The organism is Dysosmobacter acutus (genome assembly GCF_018919205.1).
Taxonomy (GTDB): domain Bacteria; phylum Bacillota; class Clostridia; order Oscillospirales; family Oscillospiraceae; genus Oscillibacter; species Oscillibacter acutus.
This window is the reverse complement of record NZ_JAHLQN010000001.1, coordinates 1,511,983-1,525,876: the sequence shown is the minus strand read 5'-3', so window position 1 is coordinate 1,525,876 and position 13,894 is coordinate 1,511,983. Positions and strand designations below refer to the sequence as shown.

Sequence of the window (13,894 nt, the reverse complement as noted above, 5' to 3'; positions counted from 1 at the left end):
TATGCGTGTACTCTACGCGAAAAATGGAGGAGCGCTGGCGGTAGAGGCTGAGAAAGAGGCTTCATTTGATTTCCTGTTCCAGCATATCGAATTCAGGTGTGGAGAAGAACTCACCGAGGGTGATCTCAAGACCATCACAAAGCTTCTTAATCGTCACGACGCCCGGATTTTTGCTTTCATCATTAAGGATACTCTTGATGGTTGCCTGAGGAACAGCAGATAGATTTGCTAACCCGTTCGGCGTAATTTTTCGTTCTGCGCAAAGTTGGCGGATGCGAAGTGCAACAGTTTCCCGAGTATCCATAGTGTAAACCTCCATGACGATTTATCACTATGGTAAATTATTTGAGAAAAGGTTATTAGTGATACTTCACTATCAGAAAAATATGTGCTATAATAGTGATATAACACTATATTGTCCATGTGGCCGGCACCTGGCTTACAATTTATCCACCGATAAATTGGGAGGTCAGCACATGGAATACGGTTATGCAAGAGTTTCTACCAAGGAGCAGAATGAACTGCGTCAGCTCATCGCCCTGCGGGAATTCGGGTTAACGGACCGGGCGATTTTTGTGGACAAGCAGTCCGGCAAGGATTTTGACCGCCGCAGCTACCAGCGGCTGCTGCGCAAACTGAAAGACGGCGACACACTTGTGATCAAGAGCATCGACCGTCTCGGAAGAAACTATGAAGAGATCCTGGAGCAATGGCGCATTATCACCAAGGAGAAGAGTGCGGCCATTGTCGTGCTGGATATGCCTCTGCTTGACACACGGCGGAACCGGGATCTCACCGGAACGCTGATCGCGGACATCGTGCTGCAGCTGCTATCCTATGTGGCGCAGACAGAGCGCGAATTCATTCACCAGCGGCAGGCGGAAGGGATCGCCGCAGCGAAGGCGCGTGGCGTGAAATTTGGCAGGCCCCGCAAGGTGCTGCCGGAAGGGTTCGGCGAAGTCAAAGCACGTTGGGAGCGCGGCGAGCTGTCCGCACGGGCAGCAGGAAAACTGCTGGGCGTCACCCACCGGAGCTTTTTGCTCTGGGCTCAGGATGACGGGTGTAAAGAAATCGTTAAGAAAACGCAGACGAAGAAGAAGACTGGATAAAAAAGTACGTTTTTTTAGTCGGATTTAAGCCGTTGGCCTATTGCTATTCTGTTGGGGGAGTGCTATGGTAGATATATAAGATTTTGTGTATATCACTGTGGTCGGCAACCTGTACTTTTTTAACCACTGGGCTGGATACACAATGTGCCATAAAAGCCCTATCCGCCTGTATTGCAGGCGGACAAGTATTCTGCGGGAGGTGAGCGGCAATCCGTCCGTCTCTGTACGATTTCTGCGCCGGGCATGAACAAGCTCACCTGCTGGCACAATGGGACGATGAACGCAATGCTCCGCTCACGCCGAAGGATGTGACCTACGGAAGCCACCAAAAGGTATGGTGGCGATGCCCCCAAGGCCATTCCTATCGTTCCGAAGTCAGAATCCGCGTGCGGGGAACGGGCTGTCCCGTCTGCGCGGGCCGCGCTGTTCTGCCGGAGGAAAACTCTCTGGCGGCAAAATTTCCTGATCTGCTTTCGGAGTGGGACACGGAAAAGAATTCTCCGCTGCTGCCGACGCAGGTCATGCCGGGAGCACACCAGAAGGTCTGGTGGAGGTGTCCGAAAGGACATAGCTGGCAGGCGAGCGTTGCCAGCCGCGTCACATCAAACGCAGGCTGTCCGTTCTGCGCGGGACAAAAGGTCCTGTCCGGATTCAATGATCTCGCTTCGCTGCATCCGCAGCTTGCTGAACAGTGGGATCGGAAAAAGAACGGTGCGCTGACGCCGGAGGCGGTGAGCGCATATTCCAATCGCCGCGTGTGGTGGCTCTGTGACAAGGGGCATTCCTTCTGTGCGGTTATCGCCCACCGTGTGAACAGGGAAAGCGATTGTCCGTACTGCACCAACCGCAAGGTCCTGCCGGGATTTAATGATCTGGAGACCAAGGAGCCGGTGATCGCATCGCAGTGGCATCCGACCCTTAACGGCAGTTTCACGCCGCAGCAGGTAACGCCCGGCAGCAGCCGGAAGGCATGGTGGCTGTGTGAAAACGGCCATGCGTGGAAATCGGTCATCAGCAGCCGTACAGGAAAACAGCGCTGTGGCTGTCCGATCTGCGCGGGCAGACCATTGGACCGATGCACAGCAATTTTAAGTGAACTTCCGGCGGAGCCGGTAAAAATAAGTGCCCAAACTGCGGGGAGCCGCGGAGAATATACATTGTAGGAGGATCATTATGAAACATAAGCTGCTATCCATTTTACTATGCCTCGCGATGGCGCTGTCGCTCTTACCGACGGCTGCCCTGGCGGACGAGGCGACAGGCGCTGGAACGATCAAGGTAAGGGGGACGAGCTATAGTTCGTTTAGCGACGCCGTCAATGAGGCGGCGCCTGACGAAAGCGGCGTCATCACCTATGAGATCAGTGGTAAGGTTGATGTGACTGATACCGGCTGGGTGCAGGTCGCAAAGGCTGGCCTGACCACGCTTAGCAAGGTCAAGTTTGTTGGTAAAACCGAAGATGCGGAAATCTGCATCACCCAAGGCGTAGCGATTCTGGCTGATCAGAGCTATGACATCGACGTTAGCTTTACAGACCTAATACTGAGCAAAGAAAATCCGACCTATGCTAATGACTATGGACACGGCACCAAATACTTCACCTGCTGGCTCCGCAGCACCGGCAGGGCAGAAAACACCGTGACCTACACGAACTGCACCTTCCCCAACGGCGTGTGCAACAACCAGTACGGCAAGACGGTGTTCAACAACTGCCAGTTTACTAACAGTGCCAACTATAATCTTTGGAACTACGGCGGCAATACCGAAGTGAAGGGCAGCACCTTCACCGGCACGCGCGGCATCAAGACCTACAACGAGGGGGATTTGGGTGTTGCGCCCACGGTGACGGTCACGGACACGAGCTTTGACGGTCTGACTGAAAAGGCGGCTATCGTTGCTTCCAAGCCTACGAATATCACGCTGACGACTGTGACCGCTACGGACTGCACTAAGGGCCTGCTTCAGAAGGACATTGAAGGCTCTACGGACGAGCAGAAAGTCACCATCGAGGCCAACGGCACCGGCATCAGCGGTGACTTTAATATTACAGCCGAAATGGATGCCGAAGCCGCCAAGAACGAGTTCAACATCACAGCCGGTACGTTCCCCGGAGGAATCAACAATGACTACCTTGCGCCTGGTGCAAATTTTGACGCGACCACAGGCGAGGTTAAAATGTCGTATGTTGCCAAAATCGGCGATACCGAGTATCCCACCCTCGCCGACGCCTTTGCGGCCGCAAACAAAACCGGCGACACCGTGATCGAGCTGCTGGACGACATCAATATGACCGGTAAGAACTGGACGCCGGTGGGTGTGGATGGATACCATGGTCATGGCGTCATCACCCTGAACGGCAACGGCAAGACCATCACCGGCCTGAGCGCCCCCTTGTTTGCGGGCGGCTTTGCGGGCAAATCCGGCATTGTGATCAAGGATCTGACCATTGCTGGTGCGGATATCAACGACACAACGAATAATCAGGGAATCGGCGCATTTATCAACTGCGTGGATTCCATGACTCGAATCGAACTGGATAACTGCCATCTGAAGAACAGCAAAATTGTCAGCACCGGCGGCGCGCGCGTCGGCGGTCTGATTGGCTGGACATCCGGCTATAACAACCAGAACGACGGCCCGGTCGATACCAAGGTCACGCTTACAAACTGCTCCGTCGAGAATGTGACGATTGAGGCGAAGGGCTCTGTCGGCGGCCTGATCGGTCACGCCGGTGCGAATCCCGCCACCTACCACACCATCACGGGCTGCACTGTAAAGGACAGCACTCTGAAGTGCACTGAGACGGGAAAGAGCTGGCGCGTCGGCGATCTAGTCGGCACGGCGAATGTCGGTCAGGTCACCGTTGACGCTGCTACTTCCGCAAGCCAGAATATCTTGATGCAGGAAAATGCAGGCACCCAAAAGCCCGAAGACAGCATCTTCGGCCGTAAAGAGGTCGGCACAGACGGTCTTGTGATCATTGACAACAAGGTCGTTGCCGCCGGTACTGCTTACGGCGATATTGTTAACAAGAGCGCCAACGAAGTGCTTGTGGAGGTTTCGAAGGGTCATTGGGTGAAGCCGAACGAGGATACGGTCGCTATGATCGGGTCAAAGGAGTACACCACCCTCCCCGACGCTATCACCGCCGCTGACGAAAACGCGACCGTCACGCTGCTGAAGGATGTGACCGTTATAAAGCCGATTGAAGTCACGAAGAGCATGACGCTTGATCTGAACGGTCATGTACTGACTGCTGCGACGGCATCGGATAGAAGTGAATCTAAGGATGAGAAAAACAGTGCGATTTGGGTCACTGCTAAAAATGTAAACTTGACCATCAACGGCATGACCGCAGGAAGCGGCATGAAGATGGGAGACACGCATAATACCGAATGGGAGACGAAAGTCTGGGGATTTGTTGACCTTCGCGAAGGTTCTGCCGGCTCTACAGTGACGATTAACGGCGGATCTTACACCGGAAGCACCTGCGCAAGCGACAACTACCACTACACTGCATTGTTTACGGTGGGCAGTGAGAGCAAGTTGGTCCTGAACAATGTCAGCGCCGAGACGGACGAGCGCGTTGTGAAGGCTTCCGGCTGTGGTGAGGTCATTGTCTCCGGCGGCACCTATAACATCACTGGTATCAATGCATTCTTGGGCGCTGCTTTTGAAACCAAGACCGCATCGTTCACCGACATGAAGCTGACCGCAAAATACGGCGGCTGCGTGCAGGTTGGAAGCAATGCAACATTGGAAAATTGCGAGATCAAAGTTACGGATATCAGAACTGGAGATGGCACGTACTTGAATTGTGCGGTGGCTGTTCAGTATGGCGGCACCGCCACTGTAAAGAGCGGCACCTATACCGCTCCGTATGCTGCCTATGTTTACAACTCCGGCGGTACGATCAACATTGAGAACGGTACATTTACCGGTGTTGTTCGCGCTGATGCTACAACTGACACAACAGCTGTTATCAATATCAAAAATGGCTCTTTCAATGGCGAAATTCAGAAGGGCGGCGGCCCGGGCAGCGAGACCATCTCCATCACCGGCGGCACGTTCAGCAGCGACCCGAGCGTTCACGTTGTGGGCAACGGCAACACCAACATCGTCAAGCGCGCTGGCAGCGAGGGCGCTTATACCTATACGGTTCTTGCAAAATCCGGCTTGACCTCCGGCGTGTATCTGACAGACCCCTCCGGCGCTCTGGCAAACAATTACTATGTGAGCAGCACCGCGAACGGTGTCTGGACGGTCAGCTACTCTGCGCCCAGCTCCGGCGGCGGTTCCAGCTCTTCCTCCAGACGCTATGATGTCTCCGCGCCCTCTGTCAAGCACGGCGATGTGACCGTCAGCCCCAAGAACGCCTCCAAGGGCGATACCGTGACCATCACCGTCAAGCCCGACAGCGGCTATGAGCTGGACACCCTGACCGTGAAGGACGCCAGCGGCAGCAAGATCAAGGTGAAGGACAAGGGCAACGGCAAGTTTACCTTCACCATGCCCGCCTCCAAGGTGACGGTTTCTGCGGAATTCGCTGAGATCGAGACGCTGAACTTCGCGGACGTTTCCACCGACGCCTACTACTATGAGGCTGTGAAGTGGGCCGCCAAGAAGGGCATCACCGGCGGTATTGGCAACGGCCTCTTTGGACCGAACCAGCCCTGCACCCGCGCACAGATCGTCACCTTCCTGTGGCGTGCTGCCGGTTCTCCCGAACCCAAGAGCATGAGCAGCTTCTCTGATGTTTCTGCGGACAGCTATTATGCTAAGGCAGTTGCGTGGGCGGTGGAGAACGGTATCACCACAGGAACGGGCGATGGCAAATTCAGTCCTGACGCCACCTGCACCCGTGCCCAGAGCGTGACTTTCCTGTTCCGTGCCATTGGTAAGCTGGTCGATAGCAAGGCAGAGTTCAGCGATGTTCTTACCGATAGCTACTATGCAAACGCTGTGGCATGGGCGATGGAGAACGGCGTCACAAACGGCATTGGTGATGGCCTGTTCGGGCCAGACAATAGCTGCACCCGCGCACAAATCGTTACTTTCCTTTTCAGAGCCTATCAGGGCAAGTAAGGCGAATCGGCAATCCAATAAAAAGCTCCCGCTGAGATCATCCTCGGCGGGAGCTTTTTACTCTGCACGGCAGGGAATTGGCGTGGAACATTGCTGCAATGCGAATACTTGACGTATATACCGAAAGCTGTTAGGCGCTCCAATGTGTTATGATAATTCTATCATACATATTGGAGCGCTTTTCCAGAAAGGAGTGTGCGATTTGGCGGAAAAGCGCAAAGATAGGAATGGGCGTGTCCTCAAGACCGGAGAAAATCAGCGCAAAAACGGCACCTATGAATGGCCTATGCCCTTGCGTTGGGGAAGCCAACCCTGCTGATCCACCCTAACACATGGAAAAAGAAATGGCTGAATGTTGTAAAACGTGAAGGCGAGTAGCATATTCAAAAATTTTATCCATCCTCATACTTTAGAACGATTTACATTTTGCAAAAATGCGGATATAATTATTATGAATTAGTATGAAGCGAAAAACTTATGATGAGGGGCGCGCCCCTCATCCCGTGGGTACCCACGGGATGATACCGTTCTGTAACCTGTGGACTTTGCCCGCTGCGGTCAGGCGGGCATGAAGAAAATTTTGACCATCATACAAAGGAGGATACACCATGAAAAAACGCATCGGAAGTCTGCTGCTTATTCTGGCATTGTGTTTTACGCTGTTGCCAACGGCAGCGCTGGCGGCAGAGAATAGCGCTGCCACATGGAACGGTACGGCAGATACAAGCTGGTACACCGACCATGAGACGGACACTGAATACCGTTTCACCACTGCCGAACAGTTGGCCGGTTTAGCACAGTTAGTCAATGACAAAACTGCATCTGTATCATTTAAAGGGAAAACGATTTACTTAGATAATGACCTCGACTTATCCGGCTCCCAGTGGACTCCCATTGGAGATGGCAGTAACCAGGGAAGATTTTTTGCTGGTACTTTTGATGGACAGCATCATAAAATCATGAATCTGCATCATCACTCTACTGGTGACGAACTTATTCGAAATGGACTATTCGGAGTTGTTTCTGACGGTGGTACATTAAAGAATTTACTTGTTATAGACGCTGATATTGCCTCAAATGATGGTTCGTTACTTGCCGGCATTTTGGCAGATTGGGTCAATGGCGGCACAGTTGAAAACTGCTATACAAGCGGAAGAATAGAAAACAATGTTGGCGACAAGATGGTTGGTGGACTGATTGGTCAATGCACTTGGAGTACACAAGTAAAAGGCTGCGGCTCGGATGCTGCGGTTGTTAGTACAGAAGGCAGTTTCGAGCATGCTGATACCGTGGGAGGATTGATTGGCCAGTGGGAAAACTCTTCAGGCAATTCGTCGATTACTGATTGCTGGTTTGGTGGTTCTGTTTCCTGCGATAATATCTACTCAGCTGTAGGTGGTATTCTCGGCGCAAACTTTGATTTTTACGGAGAACCCGGCGTAACAATCAGAAACTGTCTGGTTGCGACAAAGGACATTACCAGCAAAGAGCCGGGGAATGTTACTTGGATTGCTGCCGTTGCAACACCCCGTATTACAAACTGCATCTGGCCGGATACCCCTCCTGATGGTGTAACGCTTGATGAAGAAACATATCCTGATAATAAAGGCAATTACTTAGCCGTTGTTAAGCTGGTGGTTGATTTGAATGCAGGTACTGCGGGTGCCGACCCGACCTTTGACCAGTCATCGTGCGGCACTGCTGAATCCAACTTCACCTCCACAGATGTTCTCACTGGCCTTCAAGATCATGCCGGTGCAGGCATTGGATGGGTAGCCGGTATCAAGCATCCGACCTTTGCATGGGATGATAATAACATTTTGGCCGACTACACCGCTGTCGATGCCGCCATCGCTGCTGCAAAAGCAATCGACAGCAACCTTTACTCGAACTATGCTGATGTAGAAAAGGCGATTTACGCTGTTGACAGAACCAAGAGCAAGGCAGAGCAGGCCGAAGTAGACGCTATGGCGCAGGCCATTGAGGACGCTATCAATGCTCTGGTTCGGAGAAGCTCCGGTGGCGACGATAGCGACCCGACTTACGCCATCGAGGTGGGCGAGGACATCCGGAACGGCACAGTGACAGCAAACCGCCGCTACGCCGAGCGTGGTGATACCGTGACAATCACCGTCAAGCCGGACGATGGTTTCAAACTGGATGACCTCACCGTTACCGACAAGAACGGCAATGAATTGAAGTTGACCGACAAGGGCAACGGCAAGTACACTTTCAAAATGCCTGCCGGCAAGGTCACGGTAAGTGCGACCTTTGCGCCGGAGAAAACCGCGGCTGACTATTTTGCCGATGTTCCCGCCAACAGCTATTATGCTGACGCGGTTTTGTGGGCGGCGAAGAACGGCATCACCGGCGGTATCGGCAACGGCCTCTTTGGGCCGAACCAGCCTTGCACCCGCGCACAGATCGTCACCTTCCTGTGGCGTGCGGCCGGTTCTCCCGTGGTGAATTACGCTATGAACATGACAGATGTTGCCGAGGACGCGTACTACGCCGAAGCTGTCCGCTGGGCGCTGAGCGAGGGCATCACCACCGGTACCGGTGACGGCAAGTTCAGCCCCGACACGACCTGCACCCGTGCCCAGAGCGTGACTTTCCTGTTCCGTGCCATTGGTAAGCTGGTCGATAGCAAGGCAGAGTTCAGCGATGTTCTTACCGATAGCTACTATGCAAACGCTGTGGCATGGGCCGTGGAAAATGGCGTGACCAACGGCATCGGCAATGGCCTGTTCGGGCCAGACAATAGCTGCACCCGCGCACAAATCGTTACTTTCCTTTTCAGAGCCTATCAGGGCAAGTAAGAACCCAAGCGGCAGGGAGCCTCTATTGAGGCTCCCTGCCTTTCTCTGTATATCATGGAGCATGATAGCAATCAACTATGAACTCATCTCCATGCGCACATTTCTCAATCCGCAAAATACTCTGGCCTGCCAATCGAGGTGAAGCCGATCTTCCCAGTCACCACCACATTATTCGCGCCACTGGCGCAGTGGATGATCATGATATTACCGCCGCTGTCAAAGCCGCAAACAATGCCGACATGGCTGTCACCCGGATAAAAGGCAAGGTCTCCCGGCTGGGCGTCACTCCAAGCAATAGGCGTACAGTAGCTGTGCTGCGCAGTGGCCCCGCCGCCATGCCCAATGACGTATTGTCCGCCGCTCTGGTTGTAGAATACCCAATCCACCATTCCTGAACAATCCAGTCCGAAGGGCCGCACAGTGCCGGTGGTGGAGCTTCCTTCGGCAGTAACTTTCATCGGCATTCCCCAGCGGCTGTCCCAGCCAATAATCAATGACTTTCCTCCCCAGAAATAATGAACTTTGCCCAAGAGTTGATACGCCGTCAGAACTACTTGCTTGCGATTCTCGCTGAGATTGGCGGGGAGATTTTCTATGATCTTTGCCACCTCGTCGGGACTCAGTTCAATGTCCTGATAACTTCCCGTCAAAACCATGAACAGTTCCTGATATTTCGGCTGCATGAGTTCCTCTAACAATCTGCGCTGTTCCGTGTTGAATTGGTATTCATCCGCCATTTGCAGGTGCGTTTTTATTGTGACGATGATATGCAAAATGACCGTATCCGCTTCATCTTTGCCGCCTGGTACTATTTCCGTCCAATAAGTGATGGCGTTCATGTCCCAGAAGATTTCACGAAGGATCTCCATTTTTTCTTCGGTCAGTGTGGCGACCTCATCCGGTGAAGCGTTGTCCGTGGTGGTCCGCACAGCATAAACAGCCAGCACATCCCGCCAGTTGGAAATCATGGCGGCGCTGCCAGCGTTGTCCATGTCCAGTTCATCGTAGGGGTTCTCTGTCTTGATCTGCTCGATCCGGGCGGCGAACTCGCCGTTCAATACGCTGACAGCTTCCGGCATGGTGTAGCCGGTGCCGCTGTCCTCTCCGGAGAAAAAGATCCCAAAAGGCGACACGATCAGAAGTCCAATCAGACAAATCACCAGCACCATGGCTACAACTGTGCTCCCACCAGCCGCTATTGCCGCAAGTAAGCTCTGGGCAGCGGCAATGATGGAGCGCAGCGCGCGGCCCGCCGCCTGCGCGGTTTTCTGCGTTGCGGTTTCTGCCGCTTTTGTCATCTGCTGCCGCTTGGCCATCTGCATGGCCGCTTCTCTGGCAGCGTGTGTTCCAGCCGCAGTCGCATGGACGGTGGAGGAGCGCACGGCCTGTTCGGCGGACAACACCGCAGATTTGCTGCCCTCACGCGCTTTTGGCGCGATCCCCGCAGCGTAATTTGGCGTTTTCGGTTCGGGGAGTTGGTGCTTCTTTGGCTGCTGGATGCCGCCGCGCTCTTTGATTCTGCCCCTGCTGGTTGGCTTGAAACCTTCCGTACGCAGCGAATCTCCACGCAGATCATCCTGGTGTCGGAACCGCTGCTCTGCCTGCCTGCGCTGTGCCTGCTGGCGGGACGCTTTGCGGCCCTGCTCCTGAATGAACGCCTGCTGGCCCTGCCGTTGCGGCTCCGGCACTTCCGTTACGGCGGTCCCGCCTTGAGTGCTGATGTAGGCATTCTTTGTCTTGATTGCCTGCTTCATAGCCGCCTGCCGTGCCTGTTCCTGCGCAGGCGGCGGCGGAGTGCTTACCCTCGCCGCTTCGGCTTCTCTGGTGCGGATGACAGGCGGCACGTCGCTGTTGGAGCTGGGAGCAGAGGCGTCACCCTGGGGTGACGCGCTCTGCTCCGTGTTTTTCTTCTTGCGCTGCTTCAGCAGTTCCTTTTCGGCGCGGTGCAGGCCACTGGCGGCGGTGTCCTCAATGGCGTCGCCGCCATATTCATCCCGCCGCCCCCGCTGGGCGGTATCCCGGAGCTGAGTCCGCAGACGCTCCGAGCCGTCATCCAACATCTTGCGCAAAAGCTCCTTTGGAGCGGATACAGCTTTCTCTTTGACACGCTCACTCAGCGCCGGTTTTTCTTTAATTTTCTCCATGGGCTATCACGCAGCCAGATCCGAGGGCTTTGTGGTCATTAAGCGGTAGAGCTTGTTCTTTGGGAAATGATCCACAAAAGGCACGATAGCGCTTCCGCACTTGATGAGTCCCCGGCCGGAGTCCACATTGGTGATGTAGGAGAGCTGATTATCCGAGATGTTCAGCAGACGCGCCAGTTCCTCCCGGTCTGTAGCCGCCTGGTTCAGCATGATGAGGAACTCACTGTTTGCCAGCATGGTGCGGGCCGTGTGGGACTGCAGCAGGTCTTCGATATTCTGGCTGATCCCCGTTCCGCAAGCCTGATACTTTCTCATACGTTTCCACAGGGTGAAGAGGAAATTGGCGCTGTACTCATGCTGGAACAGCAGATAGATCTCATCAATATAGATCCAGGTGTTGCGCTTCAGCCCACGGTTGCGGATGATGCGGTTGAAGATACTGTCCAACACCACCAGCATCCCCACCGGCAGAAGCTGCTTACCAAGGTCCCGGATATCGTAGCAGAGGATGCGGGCATTGGTGTCCACATTGGTGGGCTTGGCAAAGGTGTTGAGACTGCCGTCTGTAAACAGTTCGATGGCCAGCGCCACATCCTGCGCTTCCTTTTCCGGCTGGCGGAGCAGCTCGGCGTGGAAGTCCTGCAAGGTGGGGACCGCGCCGTGATAGCCGCTGCGGATATAGTCCCGGTACACCTGCGCGGTACAGCGGTCGATGACGGATTTTTCCTTGGCAGACAGCTTGCCTGCCCCAATGAGCTGTTCACAGAGGGAAAGCAGGAACTCGGATTTCAGCACCACGGGGTTCTCTCCGTCCCCATAGCCCTGCTCCATATCCATGGCGTTGATATGGTTAGGTGAGGTGGCGGAGATGTTGATGACCTGACCGCCCAGCCCTTCGATGAGGGGGCGGTACTCCGACTCCGGATCGATGACGATAATATCGTCCTGCGTGGACAGCGCCAGAGACACCATCTCCTTCTTGGCGCTGAAGGATTTGCCGGAGCCGGAGACACCGAGAATGAATGCGTTGCCGTTGAGAAGCTGCCTGCGGTCCGCCACGATGAGGTTTTTGCTGATGGCATTCTGCCCGTAGTACACACCGCCCCGGTCCCAGATCTCCTGGGCCTTAAAGGGCATGAGAACAGCCAGCGCTTCCGTGGTCAGAGTACGCAGAGCATCGATGCGGCGCAGGCCCAGCGGCAGCGCCGTCACCAGCCCGTCCGCCTGCTGCCAGTTCAGTGTCGTGAGCTGACAGAGGTGCTTGCGGGCAATGGACTGGAGCGTTTCCGTATCACTGTCCAGTTCTTCCTTGCTGTCTGCCAGATGCACCAGCGTCACCACGGCAAACATCATCCGCTGGTCGCGGGTGGTGAGATCGTCCAGCATCTCACGGGTCTCCTTGCGCTGCTGCTCCAGATCGTAGGGGACAACGGCAGAAAAGTTATTGTTAGCGTTCTGCCGGCGCTGCCAGTTGGTCACATTGGTCTCCACACCCAGCAGGCGATTCTGCATCTCCCGCACCGCCTCGTCGGTAGGGACAGGGATGATGTCGATAGACAGCATAAGACTTCGGTTCAGGCTGGTAAGCTCATTGATCATGGAATCCTTGATATAGCTGGCATACTCCTTCAGAAACAGTACCCGGCCATACTTACCGCTCATGATAAAATGATCCTTTTTGAATTCCATGCTGTCTGGGCAGATGGCGTCCTTGAAGGAACGCCCGTTTTTCATGTTCTCCCGGAGGTCAAAGCGGAACTCGCTTTCCTCACCCACACGGTAGAAATCATGCAGGATATGGAGGCGGTCTGCCGCATCCAGTTCCTCGCAGCGAGAGTCCATGTGGTTCAGACGGGAAGAGGCGTCATGGACCGTGCGGTCAAAAAACGCGCGGGCTTCCTCCACATTTTTCTTGTGGACGGACAGTGTGATGTAGCGCTCCTGCACCACACTGTTGGATGAGTCCGTCACCTTATCCAGCAGCATGGCGTTGTATTCCTTACGCCCGCCGTCCAGATCATCTCCCTTGGGCGGGATGAGGATCTCCTGCTCAAAGTTGCGTCGGTCCAGGCGCTTATTGTTGATGGTAATTTTCGTGGTGGAGCCGGTGTCCAGCGCGTTCAGCAGCTCGGAATAGCTGAGAAACATGGCTGTCTTATCCTCTTTCGAGGCGATGGCATAATTGATGTCGCTAAAACGCAGTGTTTTAGAATACTTGCTGCCAAATTGAAAGACCCCATCCGGCCAGATGCGGCGGATGGGGATGATGTCCTGTACAGATTTCGGAACCGTAAATCTTTCTTTGTCCTGCTTCAGTGTATTTTGCAGAGTTTTAATCAAGTTTGAGAGCCTCCTTTATCGTTGAATTTTCCAGAGCTTTGGCGTATATGTTGTCCGATCTGAACACGAGTCTGCGGGGAAACAGGAATTCCGAGCGGATATACGCGAGCAGAAAGCGTTCCAGCGTCATGCCGTTATACTGAAAAAAGCCGCCCAGGGCAAAGGGAAAGGCTGCAAGCACGCAGGCCCAGCCGATCTCCCCATTCCCCAGCACAGGGCGCAGGCCGAAATATACGCCCACTGCCACGGCGACCGCCAGCAGAGCGAACAGCAACTGCCGCAGGGACAGCCCGAAGAATAGACTCTCCTGGTAATTTCGTACTTCTTTGTTGATGCGGACCTCCAATGGATCACCTCCGAGTTTTTTCTGAGTTTTGCTGAACAGACTCTTGCTTTG

General features: G+C 54.3%; 9 protein-coding genes. 5 read left to right on the top strand and 4 right to left on the bottom strand.

Going from position 1 to position 13,894, the window contains the following annotated elements; translation table 11 throughout:
- Window positions 1-61: 61 nt before the first annotated feature.
- On the bottom strand, window positions 62-304 hold the full coding sequence (locus tag KQI82_RS07365; RefSeq protein ID WP_215655623.1) for a helix-turn-helix domain-containing protein: 243 nt from the start codon (window positions 302-304) through the stop codon (window positions 62-64).
- 172 nt (window positions 305-476) lie between these two features.
- Between KQI82_RS07365 and KQI82_RS07360 the strand changes: the two genes are divergently transcribed.
- The 5 genes from KQI82_RS07360 to KQI82_RS07340 all read left to right on the top strand — a co-directional run bounded on the left by KQI82_RS07360 (window position 477) and on the right by KQI82_RS07340 (window position 9,013).
- Entirely contained in the window at window positions 477-1,109 is a 633-nt protein-coding gene (locus KQI82_RS07360) for a recombinase family protein (protein ID WP_216632185.1), read from the top strand.
- Between the two features lie 209 nt (window positions 1,110-1,318).
- A complete protein-coding gene (locus tag KQI82_RS07355) occupies window positions 1,319-2,272 on the top strand; it encodes a zinc-ribbon domain-containing protein (protein ID WP_338149002.1) in 954 nt (317 codons plus the stop codon).
- Window positions 2,273-2,282: 10 nt separating this feature from the next.
- Window positions 2,283-6,194 (top strand): S-layer homology domain-containing protein, encoded by a 3,912-nt coding sequence (locus KQI82_RS07350; protein WP_216632183.1) that lies wholly within the window; start codon window positions 2,283-2,285, stop codon window positions 6,192-6,194.
- Window positions 6,195-6,336: 142 nt separating this feature from the next.
- The gene (locus KQI82_RS15940) at window positions 6,337-6,513 is read left to right on the top strand and encodes an integrase DNA-binding domain-containing protein (RefSeq protein ID WP_241426652.1); all 177 of its coding nucleotides are present in this window, start codon (window positions 6,337-6,339) and stop codon (window positions 6,511-6,513) included.
- Between the two features lie 289 nt (window positions 6,514-6,802).
- Entirely contained in the window at window positions 6,803-9,013 is a 2,211-nt protein-coding gene (locus KQI82_RS07340) for an S-layer homology domain-containing protein (protein WP_216632182.1), read from the top strand.
- A gap of 104 nt (window positions 9,014-9,117) precedes the next feature.
- On the opposite strand, the gene KQI82_RS07335 is transcribed toward KQI82_RS07340, so the two are convergent.
- Genes KQI82_RS07335 through KQI82_RS07325 form a run of 3 tightly spaced genes read right to left on the bottom strand, consistent with a single transcriptional unit; the run spans window position 9,118 to window position 13,843 of the window.
- Window positions 9,118-11,157: a C40 family peptidase gene (locus tag KQI82_RS07335; RefSeq protein ID WP_216632181.1), complete on the bottom strand. Its 2,040-nt coding sequence runs from the start codon at window positions 11,155-11,157 to the stop codon at window positions 9,118-9,120.
- A gap of 6 nt (window positions 11,158-11,163) precedes the next feature.
- Entirely contained in the window at window positions 11,164-13,497 is a 2,334-nt protein-coding gene (locus tag KQI82_RS07330) for a VirB4-like conjugal transfer ATPase, CD1110 family (protein WP_216632180.1), read from the bottom strand.
- Window positions 13,490-13,843, bottom strand: coding sequence for a PrgI family protein (locus tag KQI82_RS07325; RefSeq protein WP_216632179.1), 354 nt, complete (start codon window positions 13,841-13,843; stop codon window positions 13,490-13,492). Before KQI82_RS07325 ends, KQI82_RS07330 begins: the two co-directional genes overlap by 8 nt.
- Window positions 13,844-13,894 lie beyond the last annotated feature (51 nt).